The organism is Sphingopyxis jiangsuensis (assembly GCF_016734905.1).
In the GTDB taxonomy this organism is placed as follows: domain Bacteria; phylum Pseudomonadota; class Alphaproteobacteria; order Sphingomonadales; family Sphingomonadaceae; genus Sphingopyxis; species Sphingopyxis jiangsuensis.
This window is the reverse complement of record NZ_JAERPO010000002.1, coordinates 1123088-1136824: the sequence shown is the minus strand read 5'-3', so window position 1 is coordinate 1136824 and position 13737 is coordinate 1123088. Positions and strand designations below refer to the sequence as shown.

Annotated in this window: 14 protein-coding genes and 1 tRNA gene; 10 read left to right on the top strand and 5 right to left on the bottom strand. The window is 65.7% G+C overall.

Annotated features, from left to right (window positions below; translation table 11 throughout):
• Positions 1 to 98: 98 nt before the first annotated feature.
• Entirely contained in the window at positions 99 to 905 is an 807-nt protein-coding gene (locus JI743_RS12195; RefSeq protein ID WP_201928563.1) for a DUF3800 domain-containing protein, read from the top strand.
• Positions 906 to 1231: 326 nt separating this feature from the next.
• Here JI743_RS12195 and JI743_RS12190 read toward each other — a convergent pair.
• Positions 1232 to 1308: transfer RNA gene (locus JI743_RS12190), tRNA-Arg, on the bottom strand.
• Positions 1309 to 1430: 122 nt separating this feature from the next.
• Here JI743_RS12190 and JI743_RS12185 point away from each other — a divergent pair.
• Positions 1431 to 2465 carry a YeiH family protein gene (locus JI743_RS12185; protein WP_236659880.1) on the top strand — a complete coding sequence of 345 codons (1035 nt, stop codon included), beginning with the start codon at positions 1431 to 1433 and terminating at the stop codon, positions 2463 to 2465.
• 31 nt (positions 2466 to 2496) lie between these two features.
• On the opposite strand, the gene JI743_RS12180 is transcribed toward JI743_RS12185, so the two are convergent.
• The gene (locus JI743_RS12180; protein ID WP_201928561.1) at positions 2497 to 3267 is read right to left on the bottom strand and encodes a zinc-ribbon domain-containing protein; all 771 of its coding nucleotides are present in this window, start codon (positions 3265 to 3267) and stop codon (positions 2497 to 2499) included.
• 103 nt (positions 3268 to 3370) lie between these two features.
• Between JI743_RS12180 and ftsE the strand changes: the two genes are divergently transcribed.
• From ftsE to JI743_RS12160, 4 genes are read left to right on the top strand one after another with little or no spacing between them, the layout of a single operon-like run.
• Positions 3371 to 4096, top strand: coding sequence for a cell division ATP-binding protein FtsE (gene ftsE, locus JI743_RS12175; protein ID WP_201928560.1), 726 nt, complete (start codon positions 3371 to 3373; stop codon positions 4094 to 4096).
• Positions 4097 to 4105: 9 nt separating this feature from the next.
• Entirely contained in the window at positions 4106 to 5011 is a 906-nt protein-coding gene (locus tag JI743_RS12170; RefSeq protein WP_201928559.1) for a cell division protein FtsX, read from the top strand.
• The gene (locus JI743_RS12165; protein WP_201928558.1) at positions 5008 to 5538 is read left to right on the top strand and encodes a YdcF family protein; all 531 of its coding nucleotides are present in this window, start codon (positions 5008 to 5010) and stop codon (positions 5536 to 5538) included. Before JI743_RS12170 ends, JI743_RS12165 begins: the two co-directional genes overlap by 4 nt.
• Positions 5539 to 5548: 10 nt before the next feature.
• On the top strand, positions 5549 to 6268 hold the full coding sequence (locus tag JI743_RS12160) for a lysophospholipid acyltransferase family protein (RefSeq protein ID WP_201928557.1): 720 nt from the start codon (positions 5549 to 5551) through the stop codon (positions 6266 to 6268).
• Between the two features lies 1 nt (position 6269).
• Here JI743_RS12160 and JI743_RS12155 read toward each other — a convergent pair whose 3' ends face one another.
• Together JI743_RS12155 and hisC are read right to left on the bottom strand one after the other, a co-directional pair.
• Complete coding sequence (locus tag JI743_RS12155; RefSeq protein WP_201928556.1) at positions 6270 to 7178, bottom strand: prephenate/arogenate dehydrogenase family protein; 909 nt, start codon at positions 7176 to 7178, stop codon at positions 6270 to 6272.
• A 4-nt stretch (positions 7179 to 7182) separates the two neighbouring features.
• Positions 7183 to 8289 (bottom strand): histidinol-phosphate transaminase, encoded by a 1107-nt coding sequence (gene hisC / locus JI743_RS12150; protein ID WP_201928555.1) that lies wholly within the window; start codon positions 8287 to 8289, stop codon positions 7183 to 7185.
• Between the two features lie 79 nt (positions 8290 to 8368).
• On the opposite strand from hisC, the gene metX reads away from it, so the two are divergent.
• Genes metX through metW form a run of 3 tightly spaced genes read left to right on the top strand, consistent with a single transcriptional unit; the run spans position 8369 to position 10514 of the window.
• A complete protein-coding gene (gene metX, locus JI743_RS12145; RefSeq protein WP_201928554.1) occupies positions 8369 to 9493 on the top strand; it encodes a homoserine O-acetyltransferase MetX in 1125 nt (374 codons plus the stop codon).
• Positions 9490 to 9927 (top strand): GNAT family N-acetyltransferase, encoded by a 438-nt coding sequence (locus JI743_RS12140; RefSeq protein ID WP_201928553.1) that lies wholly within the window; start codon positions 9490 to 9492, stop codon positions 9925 to 9927. Before metX ends, JI743_RS12140 begins: the two co-directional genes overlap by 4 nt.
• Positions 9924 to 10514 carry a methionine biosynthesis protein MetW gene (gene metW / locus JI743_RS12135; protein ID WP_201928552.1) on the top strand — a complete coding sequence of 197 codons (591 nt, stop codon included), beginning with the start codon at positions 9924 to 9926 and terminating at the stop codon, positions 10512 to 10514. The genes JI743_RS12140 and metW overlap by 4 nt, the downstream gene beginning before the upstream one ends.
• Here the strand turns inward: metW and JI743_RS12130 are convergent.
• Positions 10511 to 11143 (bottom strand): TetR/AcrR family transcriptional regulator, encoded by a 633-nt coding sequence (locus JI743_RS12130; RefSeq protein WP_201928551.1) that lies wholly within the window; start codon positions 11141 to 11143, stop codon positions 10511 to 10513. The two genes, metW and JI743_RS12130, sit on opposite strands and share 4 nt — an antisense overlap.
• A gap of 199 nt (positions 11144 to 11342) precedes the next feature.
• On the opposite strand from JI743_RS12130, the gene JI743_RS12125 reads away from it, so the two are divergent.
• Positions 11343 to 13679 (top strand): TonB-dependent receptor, encoded by a 2337-nt coding sequence (locus JI743_RS12125; protein ID WP_201928550.1) that lies wholly within the window; start codon positions 11343 to 11345, stop codon positions 13677 to 13679.
• The last annotated feature ends 58 nt before the right edge of the window (positions 13680 to 13737 follow it).

The following is a 13737-nucleotide window of genomic DNA, read 5'->3' as shown; positions in this document are numbered from 1 at the left end:
CGCAAGTCACAAATTCGGGGCGGAGCATTCAGAAAAGGTGAGCGGCGAGAACGGGTGGGGCGGTGGTTTTCAAAGTCACCCTAGCCTATGGCTGATCTATGGCTGAAATGACCTTTTACATGGACGAAACCGGAAACCGTCAGCCGGATAAGAACAAGGACAGGTCGCGGGAGGGGCGAGACTGGTTCGCGCTCGGGGGGTTCCTGATCAACCGCGAAGATGAGGAGGCGACGAAGTGGCGCCGTGACGAAGTCGCACGCGAACTCGGAGCGCGCCGCCCGTTCCACATCACGGATATGCTCGCTGAAACCAAGGGGTTTTCATGGCTGGGCCGGCTGACTGAACGAGATCGTCGAGCGTTCTGGATTGCCTATCAGGAGTTCCTTTGCGACATTCCGGTCGTAGGCTTTGCGTGTGTCATCGACCGTCCTGGATATGGCGCTCGCGGCTATATTGAAAAGCACGGTGATCAAAAATGGCTGCTCTGTCGCAGCGCATTTGACATCGCAGTTGAGCGAGCCGTCAAATATGCCCGGCTCGAAAGGAGGAAACTCCGGATTGTCTTCGAGAGCGATCCACCGTTCGACCCGATCATGAAGGGCTATTTCGCGAAGCTCAAAGAGGAGGGGCTGGAGTTCGATGCTGGCAGGTCAGGAAAATATCAGCCGCTGAGCGCCGCAGATTTTAGGGAGACGCTCACCACTGTGGAGGCTCGTCCGAAGTCCAACCGGCTGCTCCAACTTGCCGATAGTTACATCTACGCGATCGCGCGAGGTAGGTATGAGAGGAAATTCAGCATCTGGCGCGATCTCTGCGACCATCGGAAAATCGCCAATTTTGCCGTAGGCGGCGATGCCGACAAGATCAGAGCGATGGGGATCAAATACTATTGTTTCGATTCCTGAGGCCCAGACGCAGAAAAGCCGGGGAAATCCCCGGCTTAACGCGGCCCCCGATACGGTGAACCTAACAGGCAGTGCCTACAGCGCCATATACGGCCCGATTCGTTAAAAACAAACCCAATGCGACGAAGCGATTCGCACACGAGTCCGATCGGGCCCCTTCGGGACGCCTTCGCACTGGCTCGAAGGGTTTTGTAGGCGATCTCCCGAAAGCGTTTCTCATCCCGACATTGATCAGGAATGACAGCTTAGTTTGGGCAGGTCGACTTACTGTTTTTCATACGCATTCCATACTCGGAGTTCGGCGTATGACTAACCTATTGAAAAACTGGCGCACCCGACAGGATTCGAACCTGTGACCTCTGCCTTCGGAGGGCAGCGCTCTATCCAGCTGAGCTACGGGTGCCGGTAGAGCGCGGCCTCTAGCAAGCCCTGCGCGTGCCAGCAATGGCCTATCGACCGGCGCGCGCGCTTGTGCCAAGCGGGCGGGGCATGAGGACGAGGGACATATCCGAGCAGGCGTGGCCGATGGCCGCCGACCTCTATGGCGAAATGCAGCTCGAGGCGCAGCCGCCCGCGCGACGGCGGCTGCGCGATTATCTGCCGGGCGCGCTGGTCACGGCAATCGCCGCGCTCGCGGCGGCATGGCTTGCCGATCATTATGCCGTACCGCTGGTGTTGATGGGGCTGCTCATCGGACTTGCGCTGTCCTTTCTGTCGCAGGATGCGCGGACGCACGCGGGGCTCGACCTGATGTCGCAGACCGCGCTGCGCGTCGGCATCGTGCTGCTCGGCGCGCGAATTACCGCCGAACAGCTCGCCAATCTGGGGCCGCTGCCCTTTGCATTGCTCGTCGGCATCATGCTCGCGGTCATCCTGGTCACCGTCGCGAGTGCGCGGCTGTTCGCGCAGGACAGCCATGCCGCGCTGCTCGCCGGCGGCGCGACGGCGATCTGCGGCGCGTCGGCGGCGCTCGCGCTGTGGTCGCTCATCGGCGACCGGCGCGTCGACCAGGCGCGCTTCACGCTGACGCTGGTCGGGATCACCGTCGCGAGCGCACTCGCAATGACGCTCTATCCCGTTCTCGCCGCGCAGCTGGGACTGGATGATCGTCAGGCGGGTTTCCTGATCGGCGCGTCGATCCACGACGTTGCGCAGGCGATCGGCGGCGGTTTTTCCTATTCGGCCGAGGCGGGCGAGGTCGCGACGATCGTCAAGCTGGCGCGCGTCGCGCTGCTCGCACCGATGCTGATGCTGGTCGCGCTATGGATCGGGCAGCAGGGCGGTGCGGCGCCGGCGCGGCGCATCCCGCTGCGCCTGCCGTGGTTCATCCTCGGCTTTCTGGCGCTCGTCGCGGTCAATTCGCTCGTCGCCTTGCCGCAGCCCGTCCGCGCTGGCGCAACGACGGGCGCACAGGCGCTGCTGCTGCTCGCGATCGTCGCGACCGCGATGAAGGCGCGCCTCTATCTGCTGCTCGATCAGGGGTGGCGCAGCTTTGCGCCGATTGTCGTCGCAACGCTCACGAGCTTTCTGCTCGCGCTCGCCGCGGCGTTGACGCTCTGACGCCGTGACGTCACGTCAAACGATTGATTTATCAGCCTTTCGGTAGCGCCCAGCTGACCGTCAACTGCGTCGCACGGCGCGGAATGTCGAGCTTTGCCTCGCTGAAATTGACCTTCTCGTTCGGCGGGAGCATCCGCACCGGCGGCTTGATCGTCCAGCTGTAGACGATCGTGCCCTGGGCATCGCGCAGCTCGGCGAGGATCGGGGGCACCCGCTGTTCGCGGTCGGTCGGATTGATGATCACCCCCGATGCAGCGAAATAGATCGTGCCGTCGGCAAGTTCGCGGTGATCCTGATTGGGCGGCAGTTCGATCACGAGATCGGGCTCGTCGGTCATGCCGGGAATGCCGAGCCCCTGTGCCCAGCCCGGCAGCCCGAACCAATAAAGCGCGCCGGTCGCGCCGATCATCAAAATCGCCGCGGTCGCCGCGATCAATGTCCAGCGCTTCGCCGGATTGCGGCGCGGCCGCCGGAACGGCAGCGGCGCGTCCTCGGCCGCGGGCGGCGGCGCGGGCTGCGCGGTTTCGGCGAAGGCCGCCGGGGGCGGTGGCGGCGACGATGGCGGCGCGTCGTTCGGCGCGCCACTCGTCTCCGCGGCTTCGGCTGTTGGCGAAGCGGGTTCGGGAGATGGTGCGGCCTCGGACGCAGGCGCAGGCGCAGGCGGCGGCGCCGCGACCGGCGCTGCGGGTTCCTGGAACCAGCTGTGGCGGCAATTGGCGCAGCGTACGGTACGGCCCGCCGGGCCGATGGCCGTGTCGGGAACGACATAGCGGGTGTGGCAGGACGGGCAGGCAAGGATCATGGCCCTTCTAAACACGCTGATTCGCGGCGTTGCAAGCGCCGCGTGGCCCAAGCCGCCGCACTCGCCGCTTGTCCTGCCGTCATAGCCGTGCAAGAGGCAGCACATGAGCGGCAGCACTCCCCGGTCCGGTGGCGCGATGGTCGAGTTCGACGGGGTTGGTCTGCGCTATGGCCCCGATGCCGAGGTGTTGCGCGACATCAGCTTCAACCTCCAGCCGGGCAGCTTCTATTTCCTCACCGGCCCTTCGGGTGCGGGCAAGACGTCGTTGCTCAAGATGCTCTATCTGGCGCAGCGGCCGAGCCGCGGCATCGTCCGGCTGTTCGGCGAGGATCTTGGGCACATGCCGCGCCATCGCCTGCCCGGTTTTCGCCGCCGGATCGGCGTCGTGTTCCAGGATTTCCGGCTGATCCCGCACCTGACCGCGCGCGACAATATCGCGCTGCCGCTGCGGGTCGCCGGGGTGAGCGAAGAGGATCTGGCGGGTCCGGTGGGCGAGATGCTGAGCTGGATCGGGCTCAGCGAGCGCGCCGACGCGCGCCCCGCTACGCTGTCGGGCGGCGAGCAGCAGCGCGTCGCAATCGCGCGCGCGGTGATCGCCCGCCCCCAACTGCTCGTCGCCGACGAGCCGACGGGGAACGTCGATCCCGACATGGCGATGCGCCTTTTGGGACTGTTCGAGGCGCTCAACCGGCTCGGCACGACAGTCGTCGTCGCGACGCACGATATTCACCTGATCAGCCGGATCGAAAATGTGCAGATGATGCGCCTCGAAAAAGGGCGGCTCGCCGACCCGACGGGCGCGCTGCGCTATCCGCCGAACCGGAGTTGAGGGCGGACGATGATCATTCCGCGCGTTCCCGTCCAGCATCGCAGCCTGCTCCCCGACCGGCGCCTGTCGGGGCCGACGCCGTGGGTCATCGCGATTCTGATGCTCCTCACCCTGCTCGCCGCAGCGGCGGGCGTGGGGCTCGCGCGTTCGGCCAATGCGATCGGCGATGCGATCGCGGGCCGCGTCACCGTGCAGATCGTCACCGCCAATCCCGAAATGCGCGCGGAGCAGGCGGCGGCGCTGCTCGACCGCGCCGCCGCGCAACCCTATGTCCGCTCGGCGCGCGCGGTTGGAAGGGATGAGCTGCTCGCAACGCTCGGCCAATGGTTCGGGAGCGCCGAAGGCGACGATCCGGTGCTCGAATCGCTGCCGCTTCCCGCACTCGTCGACATCGACCTCGCCGGGCCCGACCGTGCGGACCAGATGCGTGCGCTGCGCGCGCTGGTTGCCGAGGAGGCGCCGGGCGCACGGATTATCCCGCACGCCGAATGGCTTGGCCCCGTCGCGCGGCTCATCCGCTCGCTCGCGTGGGTGGCGGGCGCGATGGTCGTACTGATGACGCTCGCGAGTGCCGCCATCGTCATCATGACCGCGCGCGCCGCGCTCGGCACCCATTATGCGACGATCGAGATGCTCCACCTGATCGGCGCGACCGACCGCCAGATTACGCGGCTGTTCCAGCGGCGGATCGCGATCGACACCGCCTATGGCATCGCGCTTGGCACGGCGGTCGCCGCGGCGATCCTGCTGCTCATCGGCTGGCAATGGTCGGGCGTCACGGCGGGCCTCGCCGCGACGGCGTCGCTCGGAACCGCGGGCTGGGCGCTCTTGCTGGCGCTGCCGCTATTGGCTATCGCGCTCGCGGCTTTGACGGCGCGGCAGACATTGCTCGCCGCGCTCAAGAAGATATTATGATCAAGCGCCTGATTTCCTTGTTGTTCCTTGCGTGGGTACTGGGCTTTGCCTGGTTCGCGCTGCTGCCGCCGATGCCCGCAGGGCCGGAAAAGACCGACGCGATCGTCGTGCTCACCGGCGGTCCGGGACGCATCGACCGCGCGCTCGAACGGCTCGAGGCGGGCGATGCCAAGCGGCTTTTGATCAGCGGCGTCGCGCGCGAGGTCAAACCGCGCGAGCTTGCCGCAACCTACAAGCGCCCTCCGCAACTTTTCGATTGCTGCGTCGCGCTGGGTTTCGAGGCAGAGGATACGCGATCGAACGCGACCGAAGTCGCGACCTGGGTTGCGCGGCGCAACTATCGGAGCGTGCGGCTCGTCACAACCGATTGGCACATGCGCCGCGCCGAATATGAAATCGGCCGCGCAGTCGGCGACAAGGTGACGATCCTCCCCGACGCGGTGCGCAGCGAACCGAGCTTCGCGACCCTGTTCCGCGAGTATCACAAATATCTCGCAGGGCTCGTCGGCGGCCTGCTCGGATTGTGAGGCTTTTGGCGTGAGATATGCGGTCGCCCTTGTCCGGTCGATCCTCTTCTGGATCGCCTTTGTGCTGATGAGCAGCATTTCCTCGATCGGCGCCGTCGTCAGCCTGCCGATCTCGCATCGCGCCACGATCTTCTTCGTGCGCATCTGGGCAATATTCCACCGGCTGATCTGCCGCGTTCTGCTCGGCCAGAAGATCATCGTCGAAGGCGAAATGCCCGACGCGCCCGTCCTTTATGTCTTCAAGCATGAATCGGCGTTCGAGACGATCGAACAGCCGATGCTGTTTCGCCACCCGGCGGTGTTCGCCAAGGAAGAGCTGTTCTCGATCCCCGTCTGGGGCCAGGCGGCGCGTTTCTACGGATTGATCCCGGTCGACCGCGACGGCGGCGGCAAGGCGATGCGCGCGATGCTCGGCGCCGCCAAGGCCGCGCTGGCGGCGGGACGGCCGCTCTGCCTCTTTGCCGAGGGAACGCGCGTCCCGCACGGCGAGGCGCCGCCGCTGCGCCCCGGTTTTGCCGGCATGTATCGCCTGCTCGGGACCGATGTGATTCCGGTAGCGGTGAACAGCGGCATCGCCTATCCGCCGCGCCGCTGGATCAAATGGCCGGGAACGATCACCTACAAGGTCGGCGAGCGCATCCCTGCCGGCCTTCCGCGCGACGAGGCCGAGGCGCGGGTACGCGCCGCGATCAATGCATTGAACCCGCCGGAGGCGTTGCTGGCGGACTGATCTAATGCTTGCGCCCGAAATCGGGCGCCGCATCGTCCTGCCCCTGCTCGATGATCGAGCGGCGAATCGCGCGCGTGCGCGTGAACCAGTCCTCGAGCCGCGCGCCGTCGCCGCGGCGGATCGCCTGCTGGAGCGCAGTCAGGTCCTCGTTGAACCGCTGCAGGGTCGCGAGCACGGCGTCCTTGTTGGCAAGGAAAACGTCGCGCCACATCACCGGGTCGCTCGCCGCGATGCGCGTGAAATCGCGAAAACCGCCAGCCGAATATTTGATGACCTCGCTCTCGGTCACTTCCTCGAGCTCGCTCGCGGTGCCGACGATCGTATAGGCGATGAGGTGCGGAAGGTGGCTTGTCACCGCGAGCACCATGTCGTGGTGCGCCGCGTCCATCGTTTCGACCCTGGCGCCGAGCGCTTTCCAGAAAGCGGCCAGCGCCTCGACCTCGGTCGCGGGCGCATCGGATGCGGGCGTCAGGATGCACCAGCGTCCCTCGAACAATGTCGCAAAGCCTGCAGCCGGGCCGCTGTTTTCGGTCCCTGCCACGGGATGCGCCGGGATCACCGTCCGGCCGGGCAGCGCGCGCGCCAGCGCCTCGGCAATTCCCGCCTTCGATGATCCGACGTCCGATACGATCGCATCGGGGTCAAGGCCGGGTGCAATCGCGCGCGCCGCCTCCTCCATCCGGCCGACGGGTACCGCAAGAATCACGAGATCGGCCTCGGCAACCGCCGCCACGGCATCGTCGGCGACGACATCGCACAGCTCGATCGCGCGCGCGGTGTCGCGCACGTCCGCATCGGCGTCGTGGCCCACGACGCGCACATCGGGAAGCTTCGCGCGGACCGCGCGCGCGATCGACGATCCGATCAGGCCAAGCCCGATGATCGCAAGGCTGCCGAAACGGCGCGTCACGACGTCAATCCGCCAGCGCGGCGCGAATCGCCGCCGCGAGGCCGCGCGTCTCTTCCTCGGTCCCGATCGTCATGCGCAGCGCATTGGGCAGCCCCTGCCCCGGCAGCCAGCGCACGATATAGCCGGCATCCATCAGTCGCTGGTTCATCGTCTCGGCGGTCACCGCGCCATCGAACAGCACGAGCAGGAAATTGGTCGCCGACGGCACGACACGCAGCCCATGATTGCCCAGGCTTTCGATCTCGTCGGCGAGCCATTGGCGCCATTTGGCATTGTGCGTCCGGCTGCGCTCGACGAAATCGTCGTCGCCGAGTGCCGCGATTGCCGCCGCCTGCCCGCAGCGCGTGACGTTGAACGGTGCGCGGATCTTGTGGAGCGCGGCGATCACCGCGCCCGACGCATAGCCCCAGCCGATGCGCTCGGCGGCGAGGCCGTGGATTTTCGAAAAGGTGCGCGTGACGAAAACATTGGACGCCGTTCTGGCAAGGTCGAGGCCGCCGTCATCCTCGTGGGGCTCGAGATATTCGGCATAGGCCTGGTCGAGCACGAACAGCACGTCGCCGGGCAGCCCGGCATGGAGCCGCGCCACCTCTTCGCGCGTCGCGAGCGTGCCCGTCGGATTGTTCGGGTTGGCAAGGAAGACGACGCGCGTCTTGTCGGTCACCGCGGCGAGCAGCGCGTCGACGTCGGTCGCATAGTCACGGTCGGGCGCCTCGACGGGCGTCGCGCCGACGCGGCGCGCGGCGATTTCATAGACCGCAAAACCATAGCGGACATAAAGCACCTCGTCGCCGGGGCCGGCAAAGGCGCTCGTCGCAAGGTGCAGCAGCTCGTCCGACCCGGTGCCATAAATGACGCGCGCGGGATCGAGGCCATATTTCGCCGCGATCGCCTCGCGCAGCGCGGCGGCGCCGGGGTCGGGATAGCGCGACAATTCGCCCGCGGCTTCGGCGAAGCCGGCGCGCGCCTTGTCGCCGGTTCCGAGCGGATTTTCGTTTGCCGAAAGCTTGACGAGCGGGCGTCCGTCGGCACCCGCCGACTTGCCTGGAACATAGGGAGCGATGCCGCTGATCCACGGCTTTGGCTGCAAGGTGCGCGTCGTGTCGGTCATGCGGGGCCGTTTAGCGGTTGTGGCGGTCGAGTCCAGTGCGTTGACAGCCCCCGCGCACGCGCTTAGCCCCGCGCGAACGATGGCGAGCCTGCTCCACCAGATCCAGCATCAAAGCGTGACGATCGACGCGCCGCTTCCGCTCGACAGCGGCCAGTCGCTGCCATCGGTGACGATCGCCTGGCAAAGCTATGGCGCGCTCAACGCCGACAGGTCGAACGCGCTGCTCGTCTGCCACGCGCTCACCGGCGACCAATATGTCGCGAGCGACCATCCTGCGACGGGCAAACCGGGCTGGTGGGCGCGGATGGTCGGGCCGGGCAAGCCGATCGACACCGACCGCTTTTACGTGATCTGCGCCAATGTGCTTGGCAGCTGCATGGGATCGAGCGGTCCCGCGACTCCCGACCCGGCGACCGGCGCGCCGCTCGGCATGGATTTCCCCGTCATCACCATCGGCGACATGGTGCGCGCGCAGGCGATGCTGCTCGACCATCTCGGCATCGCGCGACTTCATGCCGTCGTCGGCGGGTCGATGGGCGGGATGCAGGCGCTCGCCTGGGCGGCGCATTATCCCGAGCGGCTCGTCTCGGCGGTCGTCATCGCCAGCGCCGCGCGCCATTCGGCGCAGAATATCGCATTCCACGAGGTCGGGCGGCAGGCGATCATGGCCGACCCCGACTGGCAGGACGGCCAATATTACGGCAGCGCGCGCAGCCCGGCCAAGGGCCTCGCGGTCGCGCGCATGGCCGCGCATATCACCTATCTGTCCGAAGAAGGGCTGACCGAAAAGTTCGGCCGCCGCCTGCAGGCGCGCGACATCAAGAGCTTCGGCTTCGACGCCGATTTCCAGATCGAATCCTATCTGCGGCACCAGGGGCTCGCCTTCACCGACCGTTTCGACGCCAACGCCTATCTCTATATCACGCGCGCGATGGACTATTTCGACCTCGCCGAACCGCACGACGGCCAGCTCGCGGGCGCTTTCGCGCGGTCGAATGAGGTGCGTTTCACGCTCGTCAGCTTCGACACCGACTGGCTTTACCCCACCGCCGAATCGCGCCGCATCGTCCAGGCGCTGCAAAGCGTCGGCGCCGCGGCGAGCTTCGTCGAATTGTCGGCGCCCTTCGGCCACGACAGCTTCCTCCTCGACGTCCCCGCGCTCGACCGGCTCGTCGCCGGGGCGCTACAATCCGGTGCCGCATGACCGCAGCCTATCGCCTGTCCTTCGAACCGTCCGAGATGCAGGTGGCGTCGATCCACGCCTTTCTCGCGCAAAGCTATTGGTCGGCCGATATCCCGGTCACCGTCGTCGCACGCGCGATCGCGGGTTCGCTGTGCGTCGGCGCCTTTACCGACGATGGCGAACAGGTCGGGTTCGCGCGCGTCGTGACCGATCGCGCGACTTTCGCCTATCTGGCGGATGTCTATGTTCTCGATGCCCATCGCGGGCACGGACTTGCCTCGCAAATGGTCCAGGCACTGCACGATCATTCCGACCTGCAGGGACTGCGGCGGTGGATGCTGGCGACGCGCGACGCGCATCGGCTCTATGCCGCACTCGGCTGGACGGCGATCAAGGACAGCGCGCCGTTCATGCAGCGCCATTTCCCCGACGTCTATTGCGAGGCGCACCCATGACGCTGCGCCCCGACCTGGCGATTATCGCCGATGCCGTTCCCGCGGGCGCGCGCATCCTCGACATCGGTTGCGGCGACGGCACGCTGATGGCGGCGCTGCGCGACGACAAGCGCGTCGACGCGCGCGGGCTGGAGATTGACGCGGCGAACGTCACCACCGCGATCGCGCGCGGCCTGTCGGTCGTGCAGGGCGACGCGAACCGCGACCTTTCAGGCTATCCCGCCGATGGCTTCGACTATGCGATCCTGTCGCAGACGCTGCAGACGACCGAGCGACCCGACCGCGTCGTCGACGAGCTGCTCCGCATCGCGCCGCGCGCGTTCGTCAGCTTCCCCAATTTCGCGCACTGGCGCGTGCGGCTGTCGCTGCTGTGGAACGGGCGGATGCCCGTCACCCGGCTTTTGCCCGTCGCATGGTACGCGACGCCGAATATCCACCATGTCACGGTCCGCGACTTTCGCGAACTCGTGCGCGCAAAGGGCATAAAGGTCGATGCCGTCTGGTATCTGAACCGCGACCGCACGACCGGCGACGCCGCTGCCAGTTGGCGCGCAGAGCACGCCATCTTCCTGATTTCGCGCGGCTAATCCCGCCGCTTCAGTCCGTTTGCGAGCAGGTCGTTCGCGATGCGGGCGACGTCGCAGATGTCGGCGGTTTCGTCCCACAGGCCATAGCGCATGCCCAGAAAGACGTTCATTCCGGCGATCGCCCAGGCGTGAACCTCGCCCGCGTCGGCGCGGATTTCGCCGCGCGCCGCGCCCGCCTCGAGTCGCTGGCGCATGCGCGCGACCGTCGTTTCATAATGGCGGCGATAACTGGCGTAATCGACGAATTCGGCCTCGTCGATGATGCGATAGATTTCCTTGTGCTCGCGCACGAAGCCGAGAAAGGAGAGGAGGCCGGCGCGCTCTGCCGCAATCTCGTCGGGCGCTTCCTGAACGATCGGCGTGACATGGTCGCGCAGCTGCTCGCTCATATAGCGGACGAGCGCCTGGAAGATCTCCTCTTTCGAATCGAAATAGGTGTAGAAACTGCCGAGCGCAGTCCCGGCGCGCCGCGTGATCCCGCTGATCGACGCATCATGAAAGCCGCGTTCGCCGAACTCGACGGCCGCCGCGTCGAGCAGCTTGCGCAGCGTTCGGCGCCCGCGTTCGGTGCGCGGCGTCTTGTCGCGGTTCGCGGCTTCGGTGCCGTGCCCAGATTGCGGCTGATCCATAGCGGTCTTCCATCTCCCCCGCATCGCCCCTGACCTCCATCGTGGCATTTTCGCACCACTGGCAAGCAAAAAACGTGCTTTTCATTTTCCAAGTTGAAACTTGGTTCATGTTTCATTATTGGGTGCGGCACAGCTTGGCAAGTCCGGCTTAACAAAAACAACGGGTGGCGAGGGGTCACCCCGTCAAGGGAGAGAGATCATGCGTTCATCCGCCCGCAGCCTGCGCCGCGCCGTTCTGGCGACGAGCGCGCTTTCGATGCTCGGCTTTGCCCCCGCCGCCTTTGCGCAGGACGAAGGCGCGAGCGCCGCGTCCGACGACGACGCCATCGTCGTCACGGCCCGCCGCCGCGACGAGCGGCTGATCGACGTTCCAATTGCGGTTTCGTCAATATCCGGCGAGGCGCTGGCCAATGCAGGCGCCATCGACATCACCGATGTCGCAGCCAGCGCCCCGAACGTCACGCTCGAGGTTTCGCGCGGCACCAACAATACGCTTTCGGCCTTTATCCGCGGCGTCGGGCAGCAGGATCCGGTCGCCGGTTTCGAGGCGGGGGTTGGCCTCTATCTTGACGATGTCGTGCTCAACCGCCCGCAGGGGGCGGTGCTCGACATATATGACGTCGAACGCATCGAAGTGCTGCGCGGGCCACAGGGCACCCTCTATGGCCGCAACACCATCGGCGGGGCGGTGAAATATGTCACCAAGCGCATCGGCGATACCGCGGAGTTCAAACTGCGCGGCACCTATGGCAGCTATGACCAGGCTGACGGCGTGATCAGCGCTGCGGTGCCGTTGGGCGACGGCACCGTCCGCGTCGGCGGTGCCGTCGCGCGTCTCAGCCGCGGCGGCTTTGGCACCAATCTGACGACAGGGCGCGAGAATTATAACAAGGACGTCTGGGCGGGCCGGGGAACGGTCGAAATCGTGCCCGGCGACGACGCTTTTTTCCGCATCACCGGCGACTACACGCGCGACAAAAGCGAAACGCGCGGCGGCCATCGCCTGATCACCTCGCTGGCGACCGGCGCCCCCGTGCTCGACGATGTGTTCGACAGCCGCGGCGCCCTCGTCAGCCCGACGCAGGATGTCGAGGCCTGGGGATTCTCGGCGCTTGGCGAACTCAAACCGACCGACTGGCTGACCGTCCGCACGATCACCGGCTATCGCAAGGACGACAGCGCGACTCCGATCGACTTCGATGCCCTGCCCGCCGTCGATCTCGATGTGCCGGCCTTTTACAACAACAAGCAAATCAGTCAGGAAATTCAGCTGTTGTTCGACGTGGGGCGGTTCAACGGCTTGATCGGTGGCTATTATCTCGACGCGAGTGCGCGCACGACCTTCGACGTTCGTCTGCCGGGTACGGTCACGGCGCTCACCTTTGGCGATGTCGACACCAGGACCGGCGCAATTTTCGGCGATTTCACCTATGACATCACCGATCAGCTGAGCCTCTCGGCCGGCGGCCGCTACACGTGGGACCGTCGCACTTCGATCGTCCAGCGCAACGTCTATCTCGGATCGTCGCCCTTCTTCGGCGGCACCACGGCGCCGATCGTTCGCCAGACCGATTTCCGTGGCACGGCCGATTTCAAGAAATTTACACCGCGCGCCTCGATCGCTTTCAAGCCGACGCAGGATCACACTGTCTATGCCTCCTACTCCAAAGGGTTCAAGGGCGGCGGCTTCGATCCGCGCGGCGTCGGCACGGCCGCGCCCGATGCCAATGGCAACGGCATCGGCGGCGCCGGCGGCGACTATGAGGACATCTACAATTTCCTGTCATTCGATCCGGAAACGGTCGATAGCTACGAGCTTGGCTGGAAAGGACAATTGTTCGACCGCCGCCTGACATTCGCGCTCGCCGCCTTCTACGCCGACTATACCGACATTCAGATTCCGGGCTCGGTCGGCGCGGTCGTCGGCGGCGTCCAGACCTTTATCGGCATCACCACCAACGCGGGCAAGGCGACGTTCAAGGGCCTCGAGTTCGAAGGCAATCTTGTCGCCGCGCGCGATTTCGGCGTCGACGGCGATTCGCTCAACTTCAGCTGGGCGCTCGGATATCTCGATGCAAAGTTCGACCGGTTCATCGATTCGCGCGGTATCGACGTTGCGGATCGACGGTCCATTCAGAACACCCCCGACCTGACTGCTTCGGGCACCCTTTCGTACAGTACGCCGGTCGGCGAGGGTTCGATCAACGCGAGCACCACAATTTCCTATCGCAGTGCGAGCCAGCAGTTTGAAATCCCGACCCCCGGCCTCGATCAGCCCGGCTTTGCCTTGTGGGACGCCAATCTGGTGTGGAACATCGACGACATATTCTCGCTCGGGGTTCATGGCCGCAACCTGACGAACAAGCGGTACATCACGTCCGGATACAACTTCCTGCGTCAGAACCCCGACACCGGTCAGTTCATTCTTCTCAATGGCCAGCCGGGCATCAGCTCGACCCTGGGCGCCGAAGGTGTTCTGACCGCCTATTACGGCAATCCGCGCCAGGTCTTCGTGACCGGCACGGTCAAATTCTGACGCGTTGGACATAATGGGGGGAGGGGCGCCGCTTTGGCGCCCCTTTTCTTTGGGAGCG

Bases quoted from the DNA above. Each gene is read 5' to 3' on its own strand.
- JI743_RS12185 (WP_236659880.1), top strand. From the start codon at position 1,431: ATGGCCGCCGACCTCTATGGCGAAATGCAGCTCGAGGCGCAGCCGCCC.
- hisC (WP_201928555.1), bottom strand. From the start codon at position 8,289: ATGACCGACACGACGCGCACCTTGCAGCCAAAGCCGTGGATCAGCGGC.
- JI743_RS12125 (WP_201928550.1), top strand. From the start codon at position 11,343: ATGCGTTCATCCGCCCGCAGCCTGCGCCGCGCCGTTCTGGCGACGAGC.
- JI743_RS12130 (WP_201928551.1), bottom strand. From the start codon at position 11,143: ATGGATCAGCCGCAATCTGGGCACGGCACCGAAGCCGCGAACCGCGAC.
- JI743_RS12140 (WP_201928553.1), top strand. From the start codon at position 9,490: ATGACCGCAGCCTATCGCCTGTCCTTCGAACCGTCCGAGATGCAGGTG.
- JI743_RS12180 (WP_201928561.1), bottom strand. From the start codon at position 3,267: ATGATCCTTGCCTGCCCGTCCTGCCACACCCGCTATGTCGTTCCCGAC.
- ftsE (WP_201928560.1), top strand. From the start codon at position 3,371: ATGAGCGGCAGCACTCCCCGGTCCGGTGGCGCGATGGTCGAGTTCGAC.
- JI743_RS12165 (WP_201928558.1), top strand. From the start codon at position 5,008: ATGATCAAGCGCCTGATTTCCTTGTTGTTCCTTGCGTGGGTACTGGGC.
- metW (WP_201928552.1), top strand. From the start codon at position 9,924: ATGACGCTGCGCCCCGACCTGGCGATTATCGCCGATGCCGTTCCCGCG.
- metX (WP_201928554.1), top strand. From the start codon at position 8,369: ATGGCGAGCCTGCTCCACCAGATCCAGCATCAAAGCGTGACGATCGAC.
- JI743_RS12170 (WP_201928559.1), top strand. From the start codon at position 4,106: ATGATCATTCCGCGCGTTCCCGTCCAGCATCGCAGCCTGCTCCCCGAC.
- JI743_RS12195 (WP_201928563.1), top strand. From the start codon at position 99: ATGGCTGAAATGACCTTTTACATGGACGAAACCGGAAACCGTCAGCCG.